This window comes from Flavobacterium sp. LC2016-01 (assembly GCF_009711135.1).
Taxonomy (GTDB): domain Bacteria; phylum Bacteroidota; class Bacteroidia; order Flavobacteriales; family Flavobacteriaceae; genus Flavobacterium.
Genome location: NZ_WMIC01000012.1, coordinates 73,552 through 100,288, shown reverse-complemented (window position 1 = coordinate 100,288; position 26,737 = coordinate 73,552). Strand labels below are relative to the sequence as shown.

At 34.1% G+C, this 26,737-nt stretch carries 28 protein-coding genes; 21 read left to right on the top strand and 7 right to left on the bottom strand.

The features are described from left to right. Positions 1-3: 3 nt before the first annotated feature. The 6 genes from GKZ88_RS20635 (at position 4) to GKZ88_RS20610 (ending at position 5,909) form a co-directional block, all read left to right on the top strand. Complete coding sequence (locus GKZ88_RS20635) at positions 4-1,386, top strand: hypothetical protein (RefSeq protein ID WP_155104200.1); 1,383 nt, start codon at positions 4-6, stop codon at positions 1,384-1,386. A 127-nt stretch (positions 1,387-1,513) separates the two neighbouring features. Further along, positions 1,514-2,650 carry an OmpA family protein gene (locus GKZ88_RS20630; RefSeq protein ID WP_155104199.1) on the top strand — a complete coding sequence of 379 codons (1,137 nt, stop codon included), beginning with the start codon at positions 1,514-1,516 and terminating at the stop codon, positions 2,648-2,650. Positions 2,651-2,809: 159 nt separating this feature from the next. Beyond that, entirely contained in the window at positions 2,810-4,246 is a 1,437-nt protein-coding gene (locus GKZ88_RS20625) for a hypothetical protein (RefSeq protein ID WP_155104198.1), read from the top strand. Positions 4,247-4,340: 94 nt separating this feature from the next. Beyond that, complete coding sequence (locus GKZ88_RS20620; RefSeq protein WP_035652756.1) at positions 4,341-4,859, top strand: ferritin; 519 nt, start codon at positions 4,341-4,343, stop codon at positions 4,857-4,859. Positions 4,860-4,940: 81 nt separating this feature from the next. Continuing rightward, positions 4,941-5,126 (top strand): hypothetical protein, encoded by a 186-nt coding sequence (locus GKZ88_RS20615; RefSeq protein WP_056188713.1) that lies wholly within the window; start codon positions 4,941-4,943, stop codon positions 5,124-5,126. A 90-nt stretch (positions 5,127-5,216) separates the two neighbouring features. After that, entirely contained in the window at positions 5,217-5,909 is a 693-nt protein-coding gene (locus tag GKZ88_RS20610; protein WP_155104197.1) for a DUF2461 domain-containing protein, read from the top strand. Between the two features lie 72 nt (positions 5,910-5,981). Here GKZ88_RS20610 and ssb read toward each other — a convergent pair whose 3' ends face one another. Then, on the bottom strand, positions 5,982-6,314 hold the full coding sequence (gene ssb, locus GKZ88_RS20605; RefSeq protein ID WP_155104196.1) for a single-stranded DNA-binding protein: 333 nt from the start codon (positions 6,312-6,314) through the stop codon (positions 5,982-5,984). A gap of 172 nt (positions 6,315-6,486) precedes the next feature. On the opposite strand from ssb, the gene GKZ88_RS20600 reads away from it, so the two are divergent. The 4 genes from GKZ88_RS20600 to GKZ88_RS20585 are packed head-to-tail and all read left to right on the top strand — an operon-like array spanning position 6,487 to position 11,183. After that, positions 6,487-8,016 carry a bifunctional GNAT family N-acetyltransferase/carbon-nitrogen hydrolase family protein gene (locus GKZ88_RS20600; RefSeq protein ID WP_155104195.1) on the top strand — a complete coding sequence of 510 codons (1,530 nt, stop codon included), beginning with the start codon at positions 6,487-6,489 and terminating at the stop codon, positions 8,014-8,016. Then, on the top strand, positions 8,013-8,360 hold the full coding sequence (locus tag GKZ88_RS20595) for a hypothetical protein (protein WP_155104194.1): 348 nt from the start codon (positions 8,013-8,015) through the stop codon (positions 8,358-8,360). Before GKZ88_RS20600 ends, GKZ88_RS20595 begins: the two co-directional genes overlap by 4 nt. Positions 8,361-8,371: 11 nt before the next feature. Then, the gene (locus GKZ88_RS20590; protein ID WP_155104193.1) at positions 8,372-10,762 is read left to right on the top strand and encodes a M28 family peptidase; all 2,391 of its coding nucleotides are present in this window, start codon (positions 8,372-8,374) and stop codon (positions 10,760-10,762) included. A gap of 1 nt (position 10,763) precedes the next feature. Beyond that, positions 10,764-11,183: an SRPBCC family protein gene (locus GKZ88_RS20585; RefSeq protein WP_155104192.1), complete on the top strand. Its 420-nt coding sequence runs from the start codon at positions 10,764-10,766 to the stop codon at positions 11,181-11,183. Positions 11,184-11,321: 138 nt separating this feature from the next. Here the strand turns inward: GKZ88_RS20585 and GKZ88_RS20580 are convergent, their stop codons facing one another. Continuing rightward, a complete protein-coding gene (locus GKZ88_RS20580; protein WP_155104191.1) occupies positions 11,322-11,717 on the bottom strand; it encodes a rhodanese-like domain-containing protein in 396 nt (131 codons plus the stop codon). 146 nt (positions 11,718-11,863) lie between these two features. Here GKZ88_RS20580 and GKZ88_RS20575 point away from each other — a divergent pair, with 146 nt between their 5' ends. The 9 genes from GKZ88_RS20575 to GKZ88_RS20535 all read left to right on the top strand — a co-directional run bounded on the left by GKZ88_RS20575 (position 11,864) and on the right by GKZ88_RS20535 (position 21,093). Further along, entirely contained in the window at positions 11,864-12,766 is a 903-nt protein-coding gene (locus GKZ88_RS20575; protein WP_155104190.1) for a LysR family transcriptional regulator, read from the top strand. After that, positions 12,751-13,200: a GNAT family N-acetyltransferase gene (locus GKZ88_RS20570; RefSeq protein ID WP_155104189.1), complete on the top strand. Its 450-nt coding sequence runs from the start codon at positions 12,751-12,753 to the stop codon at positions 13,198-13,200. Before GKZ88_RS20575 ends, GKZ88_RS20570 begins: the two co-directional genes overlap by 16 nt. A gap of 95 nt (positions 13,201-13,295) precedes the next feature. Beyond that, positions 13,296-14,108 (top strand): SDR family oxidoreductase, encoded by an 813-nt coding sequence (locus tag GKZ88_RS20565; RefSeq protein WP_155104188.1) that lies wholly within the window; start codon positions 13,296-13,298, stop codon positions 14,106-14,108. A 203-nt stretch (positions 14,109-14,311) separates the two neighbouring features. After that, positions 14,312-14,788, top strand: a complete 477-nt coding sequence (locus tag GKZ88_RS20560; RefSeq protein ID WP_155104187.1) for a methylated-DNA--[protein]-cysteine S-methyltransferase — start codon at positions 14,312-14,314, stop codon at positions 14,786-14,788. Positions 14,789-14,880: 92 nt separating this feature from the next. Next, the gene (locus GKZ88_RS20555) at positions 14,881-15,594 is read left to right on the top strand and encodes a 3'-5' exonuclease (protein ID WP_155104186.1); all 714 of its coding nucleotides are present in this window, start codon (positions 14,881-14,883) and stop codon (positions 15,592-15,594) included. A gap of 411 nt (positions 15,595-16,005) precedes the next feature. Continuing rightward, a complete protein-coding gene (locus tag GKZ88_RS20550; protein WP_347343904.1) occupies positions 16,006-17,079 on the top strand; it encodes a winged helix DNA-binding domain-containing protein in 1,074 nt (357 codons plus the stop codon). Between the two features lie 109 nt (positions 17,080-17,188). Beyond that, the gene (locus GKZ88_RS20545) at positions 17,189-18,628 is read left to right on the top strand and encodes a nucleoside recognition domain-containing protein (RefSeq protein ID WP_155104185.1); all 1,440 of its coding nucleotides are present in this window, start codon (positions 17,189-17,191) and stop codon (positions 18,626-18,628) included. 59 nt (positions 18,629-18,687) lie between these two features. Then, complete coding sequence (locus GKZ88_RS20540; RefSeq protein ID WP_155104184.1) at positions 18,688-19,416, top strand: hypothetical protein; 729 nt, start codon at positions 18,688-18,690, stop codon at positions 19,414-19,416. A 72-nt stretch (positions 19,417-19,488) separates the two neighbouring features. Further along, complete coding sequence (locus tag GKZ88_RS20535; protein WP_155104183.1) at positions 19,489-21,093, top strand: fumarate hydratase; 1,605 nt, start codon at positions 19,489-19,491, stop codon at positions 21,091-21,093. A gap of 121 nt (positions 21,094-21,214) precedes the next feature. On the opposite strand, the gene GKZ88_RS20530 is transcribed toward GKZ88_RS20535, so the two are convergent. Together GKZ88_RS20530 and dinB are read right to left on the bottom strand one after the other, a co-directional pair. Further along, positions 21,215-21,715, bottom strand: a complete 501-nt coding sequence (locus GKZ88_RS20530) for a PAS domain-containing protein (RefSeq protein ID WP_155104182.1) — start codon at positions 21,713-21,715, stop codon at positions 21,215-21,217. A gap of 96 nt (positions 21,716-21,811) precedes the next feature. Then, complete coding sequence (gene dinB, locus GKZ88_RS20525) at positions 21,812-22,894, bottom strand: DNA polymerase IV (RefSeq protein ID WP_155104181.1); 1,083 nt, start codon at positions 22,892-22,894, stop codon at positions 21,812-21,814. 140 nt (positions 22,895-23,034) lie between these two features. Here dinB and GKZ88_RS20520 point away from each other — a divergent pair, with 140 nt between their 5' ends. After that, a complete protein-coding gene (locus GKZ88_RS20520) occupies positions 23,035-23,769 on the top strand; it encodes a metallophosphoesterase family protein (RefSeq protein ID WP_155104180.1) in 735 nt (244 codons plus the stop codon). Between the two features lie 48 nt (positions 23,770-23,817). After that, complete coding sequence (locus GKZ88_RS20515) at positions 23,818-24,345, top strand: DUF6646 family protein (RefSeq protein ID WP_155104179.1); 528 nt, start codon at positions 23,818-23,820, stop codon at positions 24,343-24,345. Between the two features lie 107 nt (positions 24,346-24,452). Here the strand turns inward: GKZ88_RS20515 and GKZ88_RS20510 are convergent, their stop codons facing one another. From GKZ88_RS20510 to GKZ88_RS20500, 3 genes are all read right to left on the bottom strand, one after another. Next, entirely contained in the window at positions 24,453-24,899 is a 447-nt protein-coding gene (locus GKZ88_RS20510) for a hypothetical protein (RefSeq protein ID WP_155104178.1), read from the bottom strand. Between the two features lie 126 nt (positions 24,900-25,025). Beyond that, on the bottom strand, positions 25,026-25,679 hold the full coding sequence (locus GKZ88_RS20505) for a CoA transferase subunit B (RefSeq protein WP_155104177.1): 654 nt from the start codon (positions 25,677-25,679) through the stop codon (positions 25,026-25,028). Between the two features lie 94 nt (positions 25,680-25,773). Next, the gene (locus GKZ88_RS20500; RefSeq protein WP_155104176.1) at positions 25,774-26,472 is read right to left on the bottom strand and encodes a CoA transferase subunit A; all 699 of its coding nucleotides are present in this window, start codon (positions 26,470-26,472) and stop codon (positions 25,774-25,776) included. Between the last annotated feature and the right edge of the window lie 265 nt (positions 26,473-26,737).

Sequence of the window (26,737 nt, the reverse complement as noted above, 5' to 3'; positions counted from 1 at the left end):
CACATGAAACAAATCTACCTTTTATTAGCTGTATTTTATAATACCGTTTTATTAAGTCAAACGGTATTAACTTCTTATCCTTTAAATTTTTCTAAAGAATTAAAATCTGCTCAGATCTTGACTGCAGCAAATCATGCAACAAATGAAGTATTTGTTTTTGCACGAACAGACAAGGAACTTACAATTTTAAAATACAATAGCGCCTTATTTTTAAAAGATAAATTTACTTTTTCACCTGAATACACCGAGGATACACTTTTAATTGGCTACAGCTTTAGCGAAGATGGAAATCCCACTTTATATTGGAGTTCTGGAGATGGCAGCATTATCACAATAATTAAATATTATTTTGAAGACAAAAGATCAAAAGCCCTTATGTTTTTATTCCCTACCAAAACACAAACTCTTCGGGCAGAATATGAAAACAACAATTCTTTCTACATGCTTGCTGAAAGCAAATCACAGTCAAAACTTATTTTGTATATTTTTAAAAACGGATTAGTAGAACAAAAAGAACTTGATTTCAGCAGATTTAATTTCCAAAACAACAATGCCACAAATCTAAATTTTCGCCAAATTTTGAAAGAAAATCAAATAGAAAAAATGGAACCGAATGAATACAATTCAATATATAAAGCGAGTTCAAAATTAAAAGTATATCCTTTGAAGGACAGAATCATTTTAACTTTGGATAACAATATTAAAAACACACAATTATTTGATATAGACTTAAGCACTCTTGAAATAAAAGAAAAATATTTCCCACAGCCTCTAGGCAAAAAAGCACCTAAAACATCTAATTCTTTTTTTCGTGACAATAAATTATTTCAAATTAATACGAATGAAGAGCAACTTTTATTCGAAATAAAAGATTATAATTCCGATCAAGTCATGAAGCATTTTGATGTTGCTAAAAACGATACTATACGTTTCAAAAATTCACCATTTCAGTTTCAAAAAAACAATAGTAAACCTAGACAGTTAAAAAACACAGCTTCTTTTTTAAAACAATTATCAAATGGCACAGTAGGTTTATCCGTTTTTAACAATCAGCAAAATATCTTTATAACCATTGCAGGAGTTGCTAAAAAAGCCATTTTTGATCCTTATGAAATTTCTAATCCAGAAAATATTTTTTATGGAAATAACCCGAGTAGTTTTTACAGCACATCTGTATTTTTTGAAAGCATTTGGGATAAAAATTTTAACATAACCACTAGCGAACAAGAACCGCTTGCAACAGACAAAATCTACTATTTTATAGATAAAAACCAAAAAATCAGAATGCAAAGTATTTTAAAATTTAAAGATTATTTTGTTTTAGGCTATTATGATTTAAAAACGAAACAATACGTTCTTCGCAAATTTACAGATGGATATAATTAGTCCTATTTTTATCTAAAAAAGAAAGAAAATCCAACTAACCTTATTCTGCTATAATTATAACTTTTAGGGGACGATTATTCTTACAATACGTTGTTTTTTTGAGCCAAATTTAAAATCTCAAATAACAATGAAAAAAATTGTAATTACTCTGGCATTTGCTCTAAGCATTATGCGTGTAAGTGCACAAACAGAAACAAAAACTGCTGATAACTTTAATAAATGGTCTGTAGAACTTGACGGCGGTTTTAATAAAGCACAGCGCCCATTTACTTCAAGCAATTATTATAGCTCAAGAATCAGTCCTTTTACTGCAGATCTAGGAGTAAGATACATGCTTAATAACAAGTTTGGTTTAAAAGCTGATTTTGGATACAATGATTTAACAGAGCAAAAAAACAGCTCTCTTGCCTTTGATTCAAAATATTACAGAGTGGACTTGCAGGCTGTAGCAAACTTAGGACGTATCATGAATTTTGAAACATGGACGAATACATTTGGTTTATTAGCACATGCAGGTTTTGGAGTTGCTCAATTAGAGAACAAAGATTATCACGTAAGAGACCGAATTGGAAATGCAATTGCAGGGTTGACTGGGCAAGTGAGATTAACTGACAGAGTTGCTTTGACGGCTGACATGAGCACTATTTTAAATGCGTACCAAGATCATACTTTTGATGGAGCTGCTGCAACTGCAAACAGAGGGTTTTCTGGTTTGCTTTTTAACGGAACTGTTGGTTTACAAGTTTACTTAGGAAAAAACACAAAACATGCGGACTGGGTTGTAATGTCTGATAATGCTGATATTGCAGCTTTAGAAAACAAAGTAGCGGGTCTTGAAGAGCAAATTAAAAAAGCTCCAGAAAAACAAGTAATTGTAGAAAAGCCAGTAACAAACACAGTTGTGGCTGACAAAGATGTTGTTAAAGAAATGATCAACGACAAATACTACAGTGTTTATTTTGACTTTAACAAAGCAACTCCAATTGAAGCTTCAACATCGGCGATTGATGTTATTTTATCTTATTTAAGAAAAAATCCATCTGCATCAATTGATATTGTTGGTCACGCAGATCAGGTAGGAAGCTCTGATTATAACAATAAGTTAGCCAATACAAGAGCTACGAATGTGAAAACCATTTTAGAAAAAGCTGGTATTTCATCTTCAAGATTAAATGTTATCTCTGAAGGAGCTGATAATTCAATCCAAAAAGAGTCAGAAGAAGCTAGAAGATTAGCTAGAAGAGTTACTTTCAGAGTAAAATAATCTCTTTATAGTTCAAAAAAAAAGCCTCAAAGAAATTTCTTTGGGGCTTTTTTTTATGATTTAGAAGACAAAAAAATGTCTCTTTGCTTTCTGCATTTTTCCTTCTGTAAAAAATCATTTTATTTCATTAATTTTGAAAATATATCCGACCAAATCCTAATGAAAAAATTATTGCTTTTCTGCTTTCTGCTTTCTCAATCCATATTGTTAAGCCAGACTATATTAAATTCTTCTGTTCTAAATTTGAATAAGCCGTCAGAAAATGGCCAGCTTATAAATGCTGAAAATGTAAAAACTCATGAAGTATATGTTTTTGCATCTGACAATAGAACCATCAATATTTTAAAATATAATAAATCCCTGTTTCTTGCAAATCAATTCACAGATACTCTTAGAGGAGAGCAAAAGAGAGATATGATGGGATATAGCTTTAGCGAAGATGGAAACCCGACACTTTATTGGGGTTCAGACAATCGCAAAAATGTCCGAATAATAAAATACAATCTGCAGACAAAAACATCAAATGCTTTAAGTTTTGATTTTCCGGCAAATACAGGAAATATTATTACATCTTTCCAAAAAAACAATACCTTTTATGTTCTTTCCAAAGAAAAAGATCAAGAACATTTGCTTTTATTTGAATTTAAAAATGATAAATGTGAAATAAAAATGTTCAATTTCACTCCATTTTCTTTTCAAAATGAAAGAGGTCAAGCTGTTTCTTTCAGCGCACTTGTTCAGTACCACTACCCGATTGAAAAAATGGAAACTGACGATTTTTCTGCTTTGGACAAAACTGAAAAGAAAAGCAAAATGTATGTTTTGGACGACCGAATTATTCTAACATTTGATTACAACACAAAACGTACTCAAACTTTTAGTCTAAATATGCAGACTAATGAGGTTATGGAGAAAATTTTTGATACACCTGACACTCAATTGTCACAAAAAACGACCAACTCTTTTTATCTGGAAAATAAGCTCTATCAAATTAGTGCAAACAGCGAACAACTTCTGTTCAGCTTGAAAGATTTTGAGTCTGGCAAAAGCTTAAAAAATATTTCGGTTTCAAAAAACGACACGATCACTTTTAAAAATTCACCTATGTTTTTACAGGTAAATGGCGAAAAACCTCAGAAATTAAAAACAACTGCCAAATTCCTAAAACAATTATCGACCGTAAACGCAACACTTTCAGCTTTTAAAAACAGACAATATACGTTTGTTACTTTTGGCGGATTTGCTTCCTATCAGTCTCTGAGTGTAAATTATGGTGACGGTTTTAATAATGTTCAAAATGCAAGCAAAATGGTATTTTTTGATACGGCATTAAATTCTGATTTTGAGTTTATAAAGGATAATCAGATTGAACCTTTAGCAATTGATAATCTAAATTATTTTATAAGTACCAGCAGAAATATAGCAATGGTCAGTATTCTGAAAGTAACCAATTTTTATATTCTAGGATATTACGACACGGTTTCAAAAAGCTACATCATGCGCAAATTTACAGACGGTTTTATGGATCAAAGTGCTGGAAATCCAATTATAAACAAAGCGATATTTTCAAAATCTCTTCCACTGAATAGAAATTAATTTTATTGAGAATCAATCCAAATGTCTCATGTTTTAGCCATTTCTAAAAAGTGGAATGGATTATTTTTGTTAATTTTACAAAAAAGACATCATTATGCTATCAAAAAATATTGAAACAGCTTTAAACAAGCAAATTCGCATAGAAGCAGAATCTTCGCAAACTTATCTTTCTATGGCTTGTTGGGCTGAAGTACACGGATTAGAGGGAATCGCTCAATTCATGTACACACAGTCAGATGAAGAGCGTGCACATATGCTTAAATTAGTAAAGTATGTAAACGAACGCGGAGGACATGCTCACATAACAGATCTAAAAGCACCAAAAACAAGTTATTCTACTTTTAAAGAAATGTTTGAGGAGCTTTACAGTCATGAACTTTTTGTTTCAAAATCTATCAACGAATTAGTGCATATTACTTTTGAAGAAAAAGATTATGCAACACATAATTTCTTACAATGGTATGTTTCTGAACAAATCGAGGAAGAGGCTACAGCTAAATCAATTTTGGATAAAATCAACTTAATTGGCGATGACAAAGGCGGACTTTACTTGTTTGATCGTGATATTCAGCAATTAACAGTTACAAGCTCGATTGCAATCAATCCTAAATAAAAAAGTTAAAGTTTATTTAGAATACTTAAAAATAACTTTTTTGATATATATTTGCCACTGTTTTTATAATACAGAGGAAAATTGAGCAAGAAAGAAAAAGACAAAGACAAGAAAAAGGATAAAAAGAAAAAGAAGAATAAAGTTATCCTTGAGAACATCAAGAAGTTAGAAAACTGTAAATCTTCTTGTTGTGAGAAATACAAAAAAAGTGAAAAGAAGCGTTGTTCACGTTGTCCGATGTTTGATTTATTCAAAAAAACTGCTTAACTAAATATACAAAAACCCACCAAATTTTTTCGGTGGGTTTTTTAGTTTTAAATTGCAGTCTTGTTGCAATTTAAAAGACTCAAAATTTATATGGAAAACCAAATCATAATCCCAAAATCCAGTCTGGATTTTTTGTGCCAGCTCAAGGAAAACAACAACAAACCTTGGTTTGAAGCCAATAAACCACAATATTTAATCGAATTAAATCATATTGAGAATTTCGCTGGCGCTTTACTAAAAGAACTTTCCAAAACTGATGTTTTAGAAAATACTTCGGGAAAGAAAAGTGTTTACAGAATCTATCGAGATATACGTTTTTCTAAAGACAAAACTCCTTTTAAACATTTTTGGGGAGGAAGTTATACGCGCGCAACTGCAGCCAGACGCGGCGGTTATTATTTTCATTTAGAAAAAGGAAATAGTTTTTTCGCTGGAGGATTTTGGGGACCAAATGCCGCAGATTTAAAACGAATAAGAGCAGAATTCGCGAGAGATCCTGAAACTTTTCAGGAAATATTGAATGCAAAATCTTTCATCAGCAACTTCGGAACTTTACAAGGCGAGCAGTTGAAAACAAAACCAAAAGGCTTCGAAGTAGATCATCCAGCAATTGACTTACTTCGTTTCAAACAATTTTTGGTTATAAAACGTTTTTCAGATGAAGAAGTATTAAGTCCACTCTTTCTCGAGCAGGCTTTAGATGCTTTTAAAAACATGAGACCTTTTTTTGATTATATGAGCGAAGTGCTTACTACTGATATAAATGGGGCTTCGGTTCTATAACTATTTTTAGGCGACACAATTAAACCCGACAGGTTTCAAAAACCTGTCGGGTTTGCTTCATTCAATCAAAGATTATTTACTAAGCAATAAAATCTCGTTTACAACAACTTCGGTAATGTACTTTTTTTCTCCATTTTTGTCATCGTAACTTCTATGGGTCAGTTTTCCGTCTACCGCAACTTCTTTTCCTTTTACAACAAATTTTTCGATAATTTCGGCCGTTTTGCCCCACGCCGTAACACGATGCCATTCCGTCTGTTCTACTTTTTCGCCTTTATCATTTCTGTAACTTTCGTTTGTAGCGATAGTTAAATGTGCCAGCTTTTTACCGCTTTCTAATGTTTTAATTTCTGGATCGTTTCCTACGTTACCAATTAATTGTACTCTGTTTTTCATTGCATTCATGGCGTATACTATTTAAATGTTCATATAAAAATTCGTTGATCAAATTCAACAATGCAAAGTTGCGATGGCTCTGCTAAAATATTCGGTTGCAAACTATTTACTTTCGATTGTAACTATTTGTAAGCGTTTGCAAATGGAAATAATTTTGTATATTTGAGATAAATCCTACGATATGCAAACAAAAATCAATAAGGTTGAACTTCGTAACTTGGAAATCGAAGATTACAAGCAGTTAAAAAATTCGATGATTCAGTCTTATCCTGAAATGGCGAATTCGTATTGGCAAATTGAAGACATTGAAAGATTGCTGAGTATTTTTCCAGAAGGACAACTGGTAATCCTGGTAGACGGCACCGTTGTAGGATCAGCATTGTCGCTTATTGTTGATGAAAAACTCGTCGACAAAAAACACAATTACAGTCAGATTCTTGGTGACTATACTTTCTCAACACATAATTCCGATGGCGAAATCCTATACGGAATAGATGTTTTCATTCATCCAAATTATCGTGGTTTACGCTTAGGGCGCCGATTATATGACGCGCGTAAAGAACTTTGCGAACAACTGAATTTAAAAGCAATTGTCTTTGCCGGAAGAATCCCAAATTACGCACAACATTCCAAAAAGCTGAGTCCAAAAAATTATATAGAAAAAGTAAAACATAAAGAATTATATGATCCCGTTCTTTCTTTTCAGCTCAGCAACGATTTTCACGTTTTAAGAATTATCAAAAATTATTTAGAAGGCGACGAAGAATCAAAAGAATTTGCAGTTTTGCTGGAATGGAATAATATTTATTACGACGAAAGTCCAAAACTGATCAATCTTGAAAAAAGCGTTATTCGGCTTGGTTTGATTCAATGGCAGATGCGTCCGCTCAATAATCTAGAAGAATTTTTTGAGCAGGCTGAATTTTTTATTGATGTAGTTTCTGGTTATGGAAGCGATTTTGCGTTGTTTCCAGAACTTTTCATTGCTCCGCTGATGGCCGATTTCAATCACTTATCCGAAGCCGAAGCGATTAGAGAACTAGCACGCCATACTGAACCCGTCAGAAAACGTTTCCAGGAACTTTCTATTTCATACAACATCAATATTATTACCGGAAGTATGCCTTATATGGAAAATGGAAATTTATACAATGTTGGTTTTTTATGCAAAAGAGACGGAACTTCAGAAATGTACACGAAAATTCACATCACCCCAAACGAAGTGGTACATTGGGGAATGAAAGGTGGTTCAGAATTTAAAACCTTTGATACGGACTGCGGTAAAATTGGGATTTTAATTTGTTATGATGTCGAGTTTCCAGAACTTTCAAGACTTTTGGCAGATGAAGGAATGAATATTTTATTTGTGCCTTTTTTAACGGATACTCAAAACGGATACACTCGTGTAAAACATTGTTCGCAGGCACGCGCGATTGAAAACGAATGTTATGTCGCCATTGCAGGATGTGTAGGAAATCTTCCAAAAGTGAATAATATGGATATTCAATATGCACAGGCATCTGTTTTTACGCCATCTGATTTTGCTTTTCCAAGCAACGGAATCAAAGCCGAAGCAACTCCAAATACAGAAATGACATTAATTGTTGATGTCGATTTAAATTTGCTGAAAGAACTGCACGAACATGGAAGTGTTCATACTTTAAAAGACAGAAGAACAGATTTATACGAAATTAAAAAACTCAATTCATGAAGACCTGCCTCGAATGTTCCGAAAAAATTGTTGGCCGTGAAGACAAAAAATTCTGTTCAGACAGCTGCCGAAATGCCTACAACAACAAAATAAATAAAGACACTACTAATTTTATGCGGAATGTAAACAATAAATTACGCAAAAATTACCGTATTTTGGCTGAATTAAATTCAGAAGGAAAATCGAAAGCAACGCGGGAAAAAATGATAAATAAAGGTTTTGATTTTGATTTCTTTACCAATATCTTGCAGACCAAAACAGGGAATACCTACTATTTCCTGTACGACCAAGGATACCGTTCCCTGGACAACGATTATTTTATGCTAGTTAAAAAAGAAATATAGTACGATTCATCATGAAAAAAAACCCCACCTCAATTCTTGGATTTCTTTGTGTATTAGGCATTTTGGGCATTATTTATGCCACAATGATGCCACAATATATCTCGCGGGAAGAAGAAGCTCTGGCAGAATTCTCCACAGAAAGAGCCTTGAATCAGGTAGAAATAATTGCGCAAAAACCGCATTATGTAGGGTCAACCAATCATGAATTAGTTGCAAATTACTTAAAACTTGAACTAAACAGAATAGGTTTAGAAGTCACTACTCAAGAAGGTTTTACACTAAACGACAGAGGGCTTTTAGTAAAATCTAAAAATATTCTGGCGCGCATAAAAGGAACTGACAACTCAAAAGCACTTTTGCTTCTTTCACATTATGACAGTGCACCGCATTCTTTTTCAAAAGGAGCAAGCGACGATGCTTCTGGAGTTGCCACTATTCTTGAAGGAATTCGTGCTTTTTTATATGCAAAACAGCCTCATAAAAACGATATTATAATTCTATTTTCTGATGCTGAAGAATTAGGATTAAATGGAGCTGCACTTTTTGTAAACAAACATCCGTGGGCAAAAGATGTTGGTTTGGTGCTGAATTTTGAAGCTAGAGGTTCATCTGGCCCAAGCTATATGCTGATGGAAACCAACAAAGGAAACAAAGCGCTTGTAAAAGAGTTTTCGAATGCAAAAGCGGCATATCCGGTTTCAAATTCATTAATGTACAGCATTTACAAAATGCTTCCAAATGATACTGATTTAACTGTTTTTAGAGAACAAGGCAAAATTCAAGGTTTTAACTTTGCTTTTATCGACGGACATTACAATTATCACACACAGCAAGATGATGTACAGCATTTAAACAAAACCACTCTGGCGCATCAGGGATCTTATCTGATGCCTTTGCTGAAGTATTTATCAAATGCTGATTTGAATGCTACAGATTCTGCCGAAGACGATGTTTATTTCAGCGTTCCATTTTCTTTCATCAGCTATCCTTTTTCTTGGGTAACGCCAATGACAATAATTGCTTTAGGATTACTGATTCTTTTTATTTTTATCGGAAAAGCAAAACACATCATCAATTTCAGAGAGATTTTCAAAGGTTTTGTACCGCTTTTAGGAGCAGTAATTATTGCTGGATTAGTAACTTTTCTAGGCTGGAAAATTGTTTTAGAAGTATATCCGCAATATTCAGATATGCTCAACGGATTCACTTATAATGGCCACGCTTATATTGGCGCATTTGTAACACTGAGCATTGCCATTTGCTTTGCATTTTATCATCATTTTTCTGATCCAAAATCAACAATGAATCATTTTGTGACTGCATTGCTGCTTTGGATTATTATAAATGCCTTTATAGCAAATAATTTAGTTGGAGCCGGATTCTTGATTGTTCCTGTTTATTTCGGAATAATTTTATTCGGAATTTATGTTCTTACAGGTCATAACAGCTTAGGTCTAAGTTTACTATTTTCTATTCCAGCTTTAATCATCATTGCGCCATTCATTGTAATGTTCCCAATTGGTTTAGGTTTAAAAATTCTTTTTGGAAGCGCCATTCTAACTGTTCTGGCTTTCGGATTATTGCTTCCAATTTTTGGTGCTTTTATTAAAAAAGGCGTTTGGACAATGTTATTTTTTGTAGTTTCAATCAGCTTTTTTATCTATGCAGGCTATCATTCAGGATACGAATACGGAAAAGCAAAATCGAACAGTTTATTATATGTTTATAATGCGGACAATAATTCTGCTGTTTGGACAACATATGATGTTAATTTAGACGAATGGACAAAATCATATTTAGGTGAAAAAAATCAAAAAGCTGTTGGTTTAAATAGTCTTCCGCTTGCCAGCAAATACAATTCTGGTTTTACATACAGCGCAATCGCTCCAGTTGTTGATGTTCCAAAACCAACGATTTCTTTCTTGAGAGACAGTATAATTGGAAACAAAAGATATCTGAAAATAAGAATTACTCCAAATCGTAAAGTAAACCGTTACGACATTTTTGCAAATCCAAAAATGACTTTCTACAACTTTAAGGCAAATGGAGTTGCAGAATTGGGCGCAAAAACAAATCATCTTGAACGTGAAGGCGCAAAAATATTATGCTATTATGTTGTTGGCAACGAACCTCTTGAAATGGAATTTTACATCAATAAATCATCTATTTTTGATATGGATTTAATTGAAAGTTCTTTCGATTTAATGACAAATCCATTACTTAAAGTTAGACCAAGAAGCGACTGGATGATGCCAACTCCATTTGTATTAAATGATGCCGTTTTAATTCAGCAAAAAATAAAAAGATATGTCGCGCCAGTGCCTCAATTGCCTGTTGCTCCGGTAACCGACAGTTTATCAGTGGTAAAAGACAGTTTAAAACCAGCTATAAAAATAGAATAAAATGGCAACAAATATTTCTACAATCGTTCTGAATGCCCCAATCGAAAAAGTATGGAATGCCTTGACAAAACCAGAATTGGTCAAACAATGGCAATACGGAAGCGACCTTGTCACAGACTGGAAAAAAGGCAATGAGATACGGTTTAGAAATGAATGGGAAGGCCAAGTTTTTGAACAATGGGGAACTGTTATTGAAGTTACTCCGAATCAGAAAATCTCTTATTCTTTGTTTTTTCCGAGGCCGGAATTAGAAGACAAGCCAGAAAACTATTTTATTATGAGTTATCTTTTATCTGAAAAAAATCAGAAAACAAAACTCGAAATCATTCAGGAAGACAATCGTCCCGGAGCCGTTCAGGAAGAACCGCAAGGTGAAGAGAATCCGATTTTGCAGGCATTAAAAGCTTTGATTGAATCTTAAAAATAGATTCAAAGTGACAAAGACACAGAGGTACAGAGATTTAAAACAAAAGCACTATTTTCATAGTGCTTTTGTTATTTATACAATTTTTGAAACCTCAGTACCTTAGAATCTTAGCATCTCAGAACCTTTAAATGCTTAACACGCACATTCAATTTTCAATCCCGACTCAACTCCTTTTGTGCCTTCGGTTGCATAACCGTCAAACTTCCACCACTCGATTCCGCCAATTAATTCTTTGACCTTAAAACCTAGTTTCGTCATATTCAACGCGCCTTTCGTCGAAGCATTACAGCCAATTCCGTCGCAATAGGTTACATACAAAATGTCTCTGTCTAAATGTTGTGTGGTTTCTAAATTCATTTCGCGATGCGGAATATTAATCGCGGTCGGAATATGCTCGGCTTCAAAACCAAATGCTTTTCGGGCATCAATTACCACTACTTTTTCACCGTTATTTAAGGCATCAAACAAATCAGAAGGATCCATTTCGAAGGCTAATTTGTTTTCATAATGTTTAATTTGTGCTTCCATATTTCTTTGTTTTATGATTTTGTTTTTTCAAAAGTAACAGAACATCAAACACCATAAAAACGAAAAGAATTCATCACTTTGATTACTTTTTTTCATAGAAAAGCCATTCTAAAATTTTGTTCCTTTGTATTTAAATTCGGTAAAAAATGGAAATACGTCATTTACGATTAATAAAAGCAATTGTCGAAGAAGGAAGCATTACAAAAGCGATAGATAAATTGCATTTGACGCAATCGGCCTTGAGTCACCAGCTCAAAGAAGCTGAGTATCAATTGGGAACTGCTATTTTTTTGAGAACGAACAAAAAATTAGTATTGACAAAAGCTGGCGAGAAAATCTACGAATTGGCCAACGAAATTCTCGACAAGCTTTCGCAGACCCAAACACAAATCAAACTAATGGTTTTTGGAGAATACGGCGAAATCCGAATCAGTACCGAATGTTTTTCGAGTTATCACTGGCTCCCGTCGGTGATGAAGCAATTTCATTTCCTTTATCCGAATGTTGAACTGAAAATCGTAACGGAAGCAACTCATATTCCGTTGCAAAAATTATTGGACAATACCATTGATATTGCGATTATCAGCGATCAGATTAATGATAATAACATCAAATACATGGAGCTTTTTCAGGACGAAGTTGTAATGGCGGTTTCTGAAAATCATGCCTGGGCAAACAAAAAATTCGTTGTTGCCGAAGATTTTATCGATGAACATTTGATTATTCATTCCCTTCCGATGGAAACGGTAACCATTCACCAATTTCTTTTGGCTCCAGCCAAAGTATCTCCGAAGAAAATTACCGCCTTGCCTTTAACAGAAGCTTCTCTGGAAATGGTAAAAGCCGATATGGGCGTCATGTCGATGGCAAAATGGGCTTTATTACCACATTTAAAGAACAATCCGATAAAAGCCATCAAAATTGGAAAAAACGGCTTAAAAAGAAAGCATTTTATTGCCATTCGGGATAATCAAGAGTATCCGGCTTATTTTCATCATTTCATAACCTTTTTACAAACCGAAATTAATCTTCAATGGAATATACAATAAGAGATTGCGAAATAGCTGATTTGCCCAAATTGGTCATCTTATGCCAAAAACACACAGAATTTGAGAAAGCGGAATATGATCCAGAAGGAAAAGAAAAAGGTTTACAAGAAGCTTTATTTGGTGAAAATCCCAAATTATTTTGTTTAGTAGTTGCCACTGATGATGATATCGTGGGCTATGCTTCTTATAATTTTACGTATTCCACCTGGAGCGCAGGCGATTTCATTTATATGGATTGTTTGTTTTTGGAGGAAGAAGCCCGAAATTTTGGAATTGGAGAAGCACTAATCGATAAAATAAAATTAATCGGAAAAGAAAAAAAATGTGTCAACATGCAGTGGCGCACGCCGCAATTTAACGAAAGAGCTATTAAATTCTACCACAGAATTGGTGCAAAGGGAAAAGAAAAGATTTGTTTTTTTCTTGATTTGTAAAAATTTAATCTCGCAAAGGTGCGAAGTCGCAAAGAAATAGGCTTAAAAATTTAACTTTGCGCCTCTGCGACTTTGCGAGAGCTATACAAACGACAATGAAACAAATAAGCATATTAGGGTGCGGATGGTTAGGGCTGCCTTTAGCCAAAAGACTTCTCGAAAAAGGAAATTCGATAAGCGGCTCCACAACTTCTGAAAACAAACTTTCAATTTTAGCAGAAGCTGGAATAGATCCGTTTTTGGTAACGTTGGAGAGCGAAAGTGTCTCAGAAAACATAACTTCTTTTTTATCCGAAAGCGAAATCCTAATTATTGATATTCCTCCGAAATTAAGAAATACGGGTGATTCTTCGCAAAAAGTTTTTGTGCAGAAAATCGAAAATCTAATTCCGTTTATAGAGAGATCAGGGATAAAAAAAGTACTTTTTGTAAGTTCAACTTCTGTTTATGGAGATGACAACAGTTTGATTACAGAAGAAACGATTCCGAATCCGGAGACTGAAAGCGGTAAGCAATTATTTTTGGCAGAAGCTATTTTACAGCAAAACCAAAATTTCGAAACCACCATTTTACGCTTCGGCGGATTAATTGGTGAAGAACGTCATCCAGTAAAATTTTTGGCAGGAAAAGAAAACCTCGAAAATCCTGATGCACCAGTAAATTTGATTCACCAGAAGGATTGTATCGGAATTATCGAAGCAATCCTAAATCAATCAAAATGGAATGAACTTTTCAATGCCGTTGCGCCTTTTCATCCGACAAGACAGGAATATTACACTCAAAAAGCAAAGGAACAAAACTTGATTTTACCGAAATTTAGTTCTGAAAAATCGAATATTAAAAAGATTGTTTCGAGCGAAAAAATTGAAACCATTTTAAACTATCAATTTAAGCTAGAAAATTATTAGAGATTGTCAGGCTGAGCGAAGTCGAAGCCCCGTCCCAATTGGCGAGCCCTTCTCCCGAAGCCTCGGGATCGCTCAGGGTGACAATCGTATGATAACACAAAACCATAAATTACTTATATAACTTATATGGTTTAAAAAAACTTTGCTCCCGATAACTATCGGGATTGCGAAACCTTCCTATCTTTGTGATTAACCTAAAAAATATGGAAACAGCATATATCAATTCGCCTTTAGGAATCACCAAAATCATTGGAGATGAAAATGGTATTGCTGTGATTTCCGTTTCAGATGTTGGCACAAATGAAGTCTCTAAAAAAATCCCAAAAGTTTTAAAAGACGCCGTTTTGCAACTTGCAGAATATTTTGAAGGTAAAAGAACCGATTTCGATTTAAAACTAAACCCGAAAGGAACCGAATTTCAACAAAAAGTCTGGAAAGCATTATTGGAAATTCCATATGGAAAAACCATCAGCTACATGGATCAAACCAAAAAACTGGGCGATATCAAAGCCATTCGTGCGGTAGCTTCGGCAAATGGCAAAAACCCGCTTTGGATTGTGGTTCCCTGTCATCGGGTTATAGGCACGAATGGTTCTTTAACCGGTTACGCCGGAGGTTTGTCCCGCAAAAAATGGTTACTTGAACACGAAAGTCCTTCTGCTCAACAAAGTTTGTTTTAAAAAACATACGTTAATTCTTATATAAAGATTGGTTTTTTGTACTTTTATAAATCTAACAAGTCTAAAAATCTAACATCTAAGATGTCTCAATAATGATTGAAAAAATTAACCTCAACAACATTTTATTTCTTGATATAGAAACCGTTCCGGAAGAAGAAAACTTCAATTCGCTTGACTTAGAAATGCAATCGCTTTGGGATCAGAAAACGCAATATCAGCGAAAAGATGATTTTACGCCTGAAGAGTTTTATGATCGTGCCGGGATTTGGGCGGAGTTTGGAAAGATTGTTTGTATTTCTGTTGGTTATTTTACAATCAAAGGAGATATTCGAAATTTTAGAGTAACATCTTTTTTTGGAGAAGAAAAAAAGATTCTGAAAGACTTCAATAATCTGCTGAATAATCATTTCAATCAGCCACAGCATTTATTATGCGGACATAATGCCAAAGAATTTGATATTCCGTTTATTGCGCGACGAATGATTATCAACCAAATCGCAATTCCTGATAAACTGAATTTATTTGGCAAAAAACCTTGGGAAATTGCGCATTTAGACACTTTGGAATTATGGAAATTTGGCGATTACAAGCATTTTACTTCTTTAAAATTACTGACCAAAATTCTCGGAGTTCCATCTCCAAAAGGCGATATCGACGGAAGTCAAGTTGCACATGTTTTTTATGTCGAAAAAGATATTGACCGAATTGTAACGTATTGCGAAAAAGACACCATTGCTGTAGCACAGATTTTCCTTCGCTTACGCAGAGAAGAATTGCTTATTGACGAAGAGATTATTCACGTCTAAAAAGGCAGCTATGAAAAATCTATTGATTTACTTTTTACTATTATCAGCAATGGGGATTTTATTTTTTCCATTTTTTGAAAATTCGGTAACTCATTCTAGCTCCTATTCAATAAATTACCTCGAATATAGTATCGAAATAACTAAAAGTATTTTTTACCATTTAAGATATCCCTATTTGGAAACAATAGATCTTTTTATTGTTCTTTTAATTCCCATTTCTATTCTATTAGAAATAATTTCTTTTCATTTTAAAAGACATAAATTAATATATACACTTATCATTTTATGCCTACTTTCGTCTGTATATTTTATCTACTTTAATCAAAGTCAGTTAAAATTTGGAATTTATATTTTAGTCATTCAGCAATTAATATTGTTTTCTTTTTTAATTTTCTATTATAAAAACAAATTGTGACACATTCTGAAATTTCACATCATCGTTTGGTTGCTCAAAAATTGTACAAAACAAATTCCTGCACACCGCAAGAAGTTGTTCGGCATTTTGGTGCAATGCAAGCGCAGGATTATGCAATGGCAAAATGGGCGGTTGGTTCCCGATGTGATGCTTCTGAAAAGGAAATTGAAGAAGCTGTAAATTCGGCTAAAATTATCCGGACACATATTTTGCGTCCAACTTGGCATTTTGTTTCTTCAGAAGATATTTATTGGATGCTGGATCTTTCGGCTCCACAAGTGAAACGTTTTACAGCTTCGGCGGCTAAGAAATTTGGTTATGATGCCAAAAAACTCGATCAGACCAATTCCAAAATCGAAAAACTATTAGCAGGAAATAATCATCTGACACGTGACGAAATCATGCAAGAACTCAACATCAAAAAAACGTCTGTTGCCGATTTTTTGAGTGCGGCCTTAATGATGAATGCCGAACTCGACGGCTTAGTTTGCAACGGAAAAATGAAAGGCAAACAAATCACTTATGCATTATTAGAAGAAAGAGTTGCTAGACCAAAAACCAAATTAACCAAAGAAGAAGGCCTCGCAAAACTAGCAAAACGATACTTCGAAAGCCACGGCCCTGCTACGATTACTGACTTTTCGTGGTGGTCTGGTTTCCCTCCAACTATCTGCTCAAAAATCATTAATGCAATTAAGTTGCAATTAAATTCTATCGAAATTGACGGACAGATTTATTGGTTTGGAACGGATTGTTCTTTTGAAAATGACTTCCGCGAAAGCGTACATTTTCTTCCGGCTTTTGATAAGATTTTAATTTCGTATAAAACTCGAGAAGCTTCGATGCAGCCAGAACATCAATCAAAAGCTTTTACCAACAATGGTATTTTTAAACCCATTATTCTCGAAAACGGAAAAGTAATTGGAATTTGGAAAAGAACGGTCAAAAAAGATCATGTCAAAGTAGAAACACATTTTTTTAATGCGATCGAAAACTCTAAAAAAGAAATTTTATTTGATGAAATTAAAGCTTTTGAAAAGTATCTCGGAACCAAAATTGTTATTGAATAAATCGAATTTTCACTAAAAGATTGCCGTTTCATATAAATACTTCTGCTTTCGGCACTAAAATCTTTGTGCATTTTATTGCTAAATAATTACATTTACAAAAAATATAATTATGGTTTTAAGCAGATTTTGGTTAGCGATTTTCATTTCTTCAATTTTCTTTATTGTAGTCAGTTTATTTACTGCCAATACTTATACTGTTGATTCTGTATTGAATGGAAAAAAAGACGACCCAATTTTGGTTTCTGAAAAATACATCGAACAGCTTCCAGCTTTCATAAAAGACAGTATTACAAAAGCGAAGGATCAAACCATGATTATCAATCGCGATACGCTAAATGCCGATACTACTTACGTTTACAAAAACAAAACGGTAAAAATTTACAGCGGTCTTCAAAAATCTGATGGTTTGCTGCCAACTTGTAAAACTACTTTAGTTGATATAATTCTGCCGCTTATTGCTTATTTGGCTTTCTTTTGCGGTTTAATGGAACTTTTGATTATTTCCGGAGCTTCTGGAAAATTAGCGAAACTTTTGAGTCCGGTATTTGTGAAAGTATTTCCAAGTATCCCACAAAATCACCCGTCGATATCCTATATGACGCTAAACTTTGCTGCTAATTTCTTAGGTTTAGATTCGGCCGCAACGCCTTTTGGACTGAAAGCCATGGAAAGTTTACAAGAAATAAACCCCGATAAAGACAAAGCTAGTGATGCGCAGATTATGTTTATGTGTCTTCATGCGTCTGGATTAACCTTAATCGCGACTTCGATTATTGGATATCGTGCAGCGGCAAATGCAACAAATCCAGCCGATGTCATGCTGCCATGCATTATAACCTCATTTATTGGCACAATTGCCGCTTTCTTAATTGTGGGAATCAAACAAAAAATCAATTTTAAAAGTGCTTCACTTCTTATTGGTTTAATGGTTTTAATTGCAGCAATTGTTGGTTTGCTTATGTATGTGAATCATTTGGATTTAATTGGAAAAAATTATTTTACGTCTAACCTTTCTGGGTTAATATTAATTGCAATTATTGCATTTACCTTGATTTTCTCATTTGTTCATGAGAAAAAATTTAAAGAAGCTGACACGACTGTTTTTGACACATTTGTAGTCGGCGCGAACAACGGAGTTAAAACCGGAGTTACCATTTTCCCTTATGTTTTGGGAATGCTGGTTGCCATTTCTTTATTCAGAAACAGTGGCTTATTTGAAATTATCAGTGATGGAATCGGATTTGTATTTTCGAATTTAGGTGTAAGTCAAGAAATCACGAATGCTTTACCTGTAGCAATGTTACGTCCTTTTAGCTCTGCGGGATCAAGAGGCTTTTTGATTGATTCTATGAATACTTTTGGCGCAGATTCTCTAACGGGAAGATTGAGCAGTATTTTTCAATGCAGTGCTGAAAGCACTTTTTATGTAATTGCGGTTTACTTTGGTTCGATTAATATAAAAAATACGCGTTATGCTTTAGGCACAATGCTTTTGGTAGATTTAATTTGTGTTATTACGGCGATTTTTGTGGCAACTTGGTTTTTTTAAATCTTTATATATAATTAAATTGAGTTTAACACAAAAAAATTAATAAATATCAAACATTAATGAAACCACAATGCCTTTTTATCCTATTTCTTTTAATTGGTTGCCAAAAACCAAAGCCGGCAAATCAAACTTCTGAAAAAACTTCTAAAACCAAAACAGAAGCGATTACGGAAAAAGAAATTTTCTTAAAAACAGATACCGTTTCTGTTTATACAAATGGAGAAACTGCAAAGGATAATTATATTTTGGCACATCTGTTAGATAAAAAAATGGATAAGGATAGTGTTGTAACGGGAAAATACCGACTTGATTTTTATTTTAATAAGACGAAAACTGCCAATACCGAAATTACTATTAAAGGAATTGAAGAAGGATCCGAATGGAATCTTATTTATGGATTGGGCAGAGAGAGTATCGAAAGTTCTCTTTTTATTCAACTGGGTTTTGGATATCCTGCATGTGGTTATATGCACGAAAACTATTTGTATTATTTAAAAAACAACGACTTACAGTTGGTTTATGATTGGTACACGCTGTCTGACAGTGGCTGGGGGAATTGGGTTGAATTCGAAAATCCGTCGAAGAAAGCCAATCCTGAATTATTCTACTGTAAAACCGTTGCATTTGTACCGGATGATAACGACGAAAATATGGGAACCGTTACTCACTCTGATTCGATTATTTTTCGCTTAAACGGAAATCATTGGAAAAAGCAATTGCTTTCGGCAAAAGACAAGACTTATTTTGAGAAAAAAATGAGTTTTGATGACTTTCATAAACAAGAATAATCACTTTAAAACACCCCTAATTCAAATTCTTTCTTAGGTAAATAATTTCTAACTTTGTAAAAAAACAAAACAATGATTGATTTTATATACCAAGATCCTTATCCAATTTTAAAGGATGAGACACAATACCGCAAAATCACTTCTGATTTTGTAAAAACAGAAAAATTTGGAGAACGCGAAGTTTTAACTGTTGATCCTAAAGGTCTAGAATTATTGGCTGAAGAAGCGTTAACAGATGTTTCGTTCATGTTGAGAACAACACATTTACAAAAACTAAGAAAAATTCTTGACGATCCAGAAGCGACTGACAATGATCGTTTTGTGGCGTATAATCTACTTCAAAATGCTTCGGTTGCAGCCGAAGGTCAATTGCCAAGCTGTCAAGATACAGGAACTGCAATTGTAATGGCAAAAAAAGGCGAAAGCATTTTTACTGGTGTTGATGATGCAGAATGGCTAAGCCGCGGAATTTTCAATACCTACCAAAAACGTAATTTACGTTATTCTCAAATCGTTCCAATTACGATGTTTGAAGAGAAGAATTCAGGATCAAATCTTCCGGCTCAAATTGATATTTATGCTAAAAAAGGGAATTCTTATGAGTTCTTATTCATGGCAAAAGGAGGCGGATCTGCTAATAAAACATATTTATACCAGCAGACAAAATCGTTATTGAACGATAAATCCCTTGACGCCTTCATTCGCGCAAAAATTAAAGATTTAGGAACTTCGGCTTGTCCTCCATATCACTTGGCTTTAGTAATTGGCGGTACTTCTGCGGAAGCGAATTTAGGCGCCGTTAAAAAAGCATCTGCAGGATATTATGACTATCTTCCAACATCAGGAAATATGGCCGGTCAGGCTTTTCGTGATTTAGAATGGGAAGAAAGAGTTCAAAAAATCTGTCAGGAAAGTGAAATTGGAGCTCAATTTGGAGGAAAATATTTTACACATGATGTTCGTGTCGTTCGTTTGCCTCGTCATGCCGCTTCTTGTCCAGTTGGATTAGGAGTTTCATGTTCTGCCGATAGAAATATTAAAGGAAAAATTACGAAAGATGGAATCTTCGTTGAACAGTTGGAAGTAAATCCGAAACAATTTTTACCAGAAACAGCACCACATTTAGAAGCTCCGGTTGAAATTGATTTGGATCAGCCAATGGAAGCGATTTTGGCTAAATTATCTCAATATCCAATTAAAACACGTTTGAAATTAAACGGAACTGTAATTGTTGCTCGAGATATTGCGCACGCAAAAATCAAAGAATTATTAGATGCCGGAAAACCAATGCCGGAATACTTTAAAAATCACCCTGTATATTATGCTGGACCAGCAAAAACTCCAGAAGGAATGGCTTCAGGAAGTTTTGGACCAACAACGGCTGGGCGTATGGATGTTTATGTAGATGAATTCCAGAAACATGGCGGCAGTATGGTTATGCTTGCAAAAGGAAACCGTACGAAACAAGTTACGGATGCCTGCAACAAATACGGTGGCTTCTACTTAGGTTCTATTGGTGGCCCAGCTGCTATTTTGGCACAAGATAATATCCTAAAAGTAGAAGTTGTTGATTTTGAAGAGCTAGGAATGGAAGCGGTTCGTAAAATTACCGTGAAAGATTTCCCTGCTTTCATCATCACTGATGACAAAGGAAATGACTTCTTTGAGAATTTATAATCTGAGGTACTGAGATTCTAAGTTTTCTTTATGAATATAAAAACCGCCTTTTGGGCGGTTTTGTTTTTTATAAATCTTGCGAACCTTGCGCAGGTCTTAGCGTACTTTTGGGTTAAAAAAATTAAGCACTAAAGGCATTTCTTTCAAATGCTATAAAATGAGAAACTTCGCCTTTAGCGTTATAAACTGGAAAACCGCTGATGTGACAGCTGTACATTTTTCCATTTTTTTTATAGTTTTCTATCGTCTTCTCAAATGCAGTTTTTAACTGAATTGCTTCTCTGATTTCTTTCAAAGCACTTGGGCAAGTTTCCGGACCTTGGAACATCTTGGGCGTATTGCCTAAAACTTCTGCCTCGGTATAACCCGTCATTCTTTTAATTTTACTGGATGCGAAAACGATTTTCAAATTCAAATCTGTAATCACAACTACTTCATTTTTAATTCGTTCTTCTATTTCAAGTTCCTTTTCATTCCATGAATATTGAGTTGAAATATCATGGAGCTTTTTCAAATCGGAAACTATCGCTTTCAATTCATTTACATATTCATAGTGAAAATCCCAAGCCAAAATTGGAACCGAATATCGATAGGAAGCATCTTCATGGTCAGCGTTTTTCATTTGGAGCAATTTAAATGAGACATCTTTTCTCTCAAAGATAAAGCTAAAACTCCAATTTTTATTACGGAAAACCGTATTTTCAAATATTATAACATATCAAAATGAAAATTTTAATTGCACAACAACCGCTTTCTTTTCCTCTGTATTTAAGTTGTTTAGCGAAATTCCAAGCAATCTCACAGAATCTTTCATTCGCTCTTGATACAATAATTCTTCTACGGTTTCTAAAATCAGACTTTTATCTGAAATAAAGTATGGAAGTGTTTTACTGCGGGTCTGTTGTGTGAAATCGCTGTATTTGATTTTTAGCGTAACTGTTTTTCCTGAAATATTATGTTTCTTCAAACGTCTTTCTAATGATGTTGCGATTTTTTCAAGCTGTTCAAGCATAAAAATTTCAGATGATAAATTGACATCAAAAGTATGTTCAGCTGCAACAGATTTTGTAATGCGGTTTGATTTTACTTCGCTGTTATGGATACCGCGAACAACTTTATAATAAAAACCTCCAGATTTTCCGAAATGTTTTTCCAGAAATTCCAGCGTTTTGCTTTTTAAGTCGGCTCCGGTAAAAATACCAAGCTGATACATTTTTTCTGTCGTTACTTTTCCAACACCATAAAATTTCCGGATTGGCAATTCTTCTAAAAAAGCTAAAACCTCATCTGGATTAACGGTTTTTTGCCCATTCGGTTTGTTGACATCGCTGGCAATTTTAGCAACAAATTTATTGACTGAAATTCCTGCAGAAGCTGTAAGCCCAACTTCGTTCAAAATTCGCATTCTGATTTCCTGCGCAAGCAAACTGGCACTTGGGTTTCCTTTTTTATTTTGAGTTACATCAAGATAAGCTTCATCCAGCGAAAGCGGTTCAACTAAATCCGTATAATCATGAAAAATTTTATGAATTTTAGAAGAGATTTCTTTATAACGATCAAATCTCGGACGGACAAAAATAATTTCTGGGCAGTATTTTTTGGCCAAAACTCCACTTATAGCACTTCGGACACCAAATTTTCTGGCTTCATAACTCGCTGCTGAAACTACTCCTCTGTTTTCTGAACCACCAACAGCGACGGGTTTTCCACGTAAAGCCGGATTATCCATCTGCTCTACTGAGGCATAAAAAGCATCCATATCAATGTGGATAATTTTACGGTATGTTGGCGTTTCAGACATTGTACAAATTTAAATAGGAAAACAATAAAAAAACGCTGGCAATAGTTATAAATAGTATCAATTTTTAAAGATTAACAACTAAATGATTCCAAACAAATCATTTTCTCTATTTTTGTAATCCTTATTCGAAATATTAAAAAATGCGAACATTTGTTATAGGCGATATACACGGAGGATTACGCGCACTTGAGCAAGTGTTGGACAGAGCCAAAGTTACCGCAGACGATACTCTTATATTTTTAGGTGATTATGTAGACGGCTGGAGTCAATCTGCCGATGTAATCGATTTTTTAATTGATCTTAAAACCAAACAAAAATGCATTTGCATTAGAGGAAATCATGATCAGCTGGCTCTCGACTGGCTTGAAAACAGACATGAAGATTTTGATGAAGAAATGTGGTATAAACATGGCGGAAAAGCTACTGTTGAAGGATATTCTAAACTTTCTGAAGAAAAAAAGAAAACACATATTGCATTTTTAGAATCACTGAAGGATTATTATCTTGATGATGAAAACCGACTTTTTGTTCACGCTGGATTTACAAATTTGAATGGTGTAGTCTGGGAATACTTTCCGAAATTATTTTACTGGGATAGAACGCTTTGGGAATCGGCGCTTGCTTTAAATCCAAATTTAAAGCCCGATGATTTATATTATCCTAAACGTTTTACAGTTTATAAAGAAATCTACATTGGCCATACTCCTGTTACCAGAATTGGGCAAACTGTACCTGTAAACAAAGCCTGCGTTTGGAATGTTGACACTGGCGCAGCTTTTAAAGGACCACTTACGATCATGAATGTTGACACAAAAGAATTCTGGCAAAGTGACCCGTTAAATGAACTCTATTTTGATGAAAAAGGTAGGAATTAATGTATAAAAGTTTACATTTGCAAACCAAATCAATTAATTTAAAGTTTTATGAAAAAAATTATTACATTTTTGTTTTTATTATCATTCGGATTAACGCAAGCACAACAAGCATTTAAAGGAAAAGGCGACATCAAAGTTAACGTAGGTGCTAATCTTCAAGATGGCGGTTCAGGAATTCAGGGTTCTGTAGATTTCGGATTAGGAGAAAATTTCTCTTTTGGTTTTGTTACGAATTATTTACTTGGAGTAAATAATTTTAATGGTATTTATGGTGGCAATCCAACTCCGTACAATGATTACAAACCAGAATTCAAAGATCGTTTTGATGCAAAAGCAAGAATCAACGCTAATTTAAGCAGTGTTATCGGAATTGAACAATTAGATATTTACCCAGGTTTAAGTATAGGTCTGAAGAATTTTGGTGGTCACGTAGGTGGTCGTTATTTCTTCACTGAAGGATTTGGAGTTTTCACAGAAATTGGTTTTCCAATAGCAAAATACAGCGATAACAATGACGTTTTTGATCATTTGAATAATCAAGCAACTTTTAGTTTAGGAGCTTCTTTTAATTTATAGTACTTGGTATTTAACCGCAAAGAATGCTAGGATTTACGCAAAGTTCGCAAAATCTTATAAATGAAAAACCGCCTCAATGGGCGGTTTTTTATGTTTTCTATTTTATGCTAAATTTCTGCTATTAGTCTAAGTTTTCTTTTTAACATAAAAAGAAAATCATTTAATGTGATAACATAATCTTCACTTGAGTTCTCATCAATTAAAAATTCTGAAAGATCTTTTCTTCTATAAGAAAACAGTAAAGAATTATATCGAATATCTGAACTTGAAGTTTGGTTTAAAAATGAAACTAGAAAGAAATAAAATATCAAAAGCCTAATGAAAACAAAAAACTTTCGAAAACCTTTACTTAAACCATTTTCATTATTTTCTTTAAAAGCTTTAACAGTAAAATAAAACAATTGAATTATAAAAACCGGAATAACAAAATTAGACAGATATAACAAACTGCGACCGTCTATCAAAGACATTAATAATGCTATAAAAATTGTACTTGCTGTATTTATAATGAAGAAATAACTTCCCCATTTAATATCTATTTCAAACTTTTCCAAATGCGTCTTTTTTAAAATCACAACAAATGTAAATAAAAGATTACTTTGTTGTTTGATCTGAAAAATAAAAAAGAGAACCCTTTTTCAAGAAGTTCTCTATATTTAAATTAATTTAAAAGCTAAACTTTAAATCGACATTTCAGGAATTTCGCCTTCGATAATCAAATCCGCTTCCGTTGAAGCGATGATGTGCTCGACAGAAATACCTGGCGCTCGTTCTAAGAGCTTAAAACCTTTTTCGGTTACTTCGAGAACTGCAAGTTCGGTTACAACCTTTTTAACGCATCCTACACCTGTTAATGGCAAAGTACATTTTTTTAAGATTTTAGATTCCCCTGCTTTGTTCACATGCATCATGGCAACGATGATGTTTTCGGCGGAAGCCACTAAATCCATTGCACCTCCCATTCCTTTTACCATTTTACCCGGAATTTTCCAATTGGCAATATCACCGTTTTCAGAAACTTCCATTGCACCTAAAATCGTTAAATCAACTTTTTGACTGCGGATCATCCCGAAACTAAAAGCCGAATCAAAAAAACTCGCACCCGGAAGCGTTGTAATAGTCTGTTTCCCGGCGTTGATAATATCGGCGTCTTCTTCGCCTGCAAATGGAAAAGGTCCCATTCCCAAAACTCCGTTTTCACTTTGAAATTCAACCGCAATATCTTCTCGAACATAATTCGCAACCAAAGTCGGAATCCCAATTCCAAGGTTTACAAAATATCTGTCTTTTACTTCTTTTGCAATTCGTTTTGCTATATCTTCTTTACTCAGCATATTTCTAATGTGTCTTTTTTTTTAATGTGCCAATTAGTCAATTTGATAATTATTTAGATTACGCAGAGCATTTTCTAATTATCACATTTTCTAATTATCTAATTCTAACCGTGCGTTGCTCGATACGTTTCTCAAATTTCTCTCCTTGAAAAATACGCTGTACCATAATTCCCGGAATATGAATTTGATTTGGATCTAAAGTTCCCACTGGAACCAGTTCTTCAACTTCGGCAATTGTGATTTTTCCAGCACCGGCCATACAAGCGTTAAAGTTTCTTGCAGTTCCTTTAAAAATAAGATTTCCTGCTTCGTCGCCTTTCCATGCTTTTACAATCGAAAAATCAGCTTCAAAAGCTTTTTCCATAATATGCATTTTTCCTTTGAATTCACGCACTTCTTTTCCTTCTGCAACTTCAGTTCCATAACCAGCTGGCGTGAAAAATGCAGGAATTCCGGCTTGCGCTGCGCGGCATCTTTCTGCTAAAGTTCCTTGTGGCGTCAATTCAACTTCCAATTCTCCAGAAAGCATCTGGCGTTCAAACTCAGCATTTTCACCAACATATGAGGAAATCATTTTTTTGATTTGTTTTTTCTGCAAAAGCAATCCCAAACCAAAATCATCAACTCCCGCATTATTTGAAATACAAGTTAAATCTGAAATTGATGTGTTTACCAGCGCTGCAATCGTATTTTCAGGAATTCCGCATAAACCAAAACCACCAAACATAATTGTCATTCCGGTTTCAATTCCTGCTATTGCTTCTTGAACATTGTTAACTTTTTTTGTTATCATAACAAACTGTCTTTATTACCGTATATTTTTGATAAAAATAAGATTTTTAGATTGAATTATATCGATTTCGTAATAGTTTTGATGAATTTATTTTCATCGGTTTAATTATAAATATTCAATCCAATATAAATATATCTCGTAGAGATTAAATATTGATAGAAAATTTATTGTCAATGCTATTTTGTCCCATAGGGACTATATGTGAAATTCATTAAGAATCTTAAAAGATCTAGTCCCTACGGGACATCTTCAAAATCTAAACATT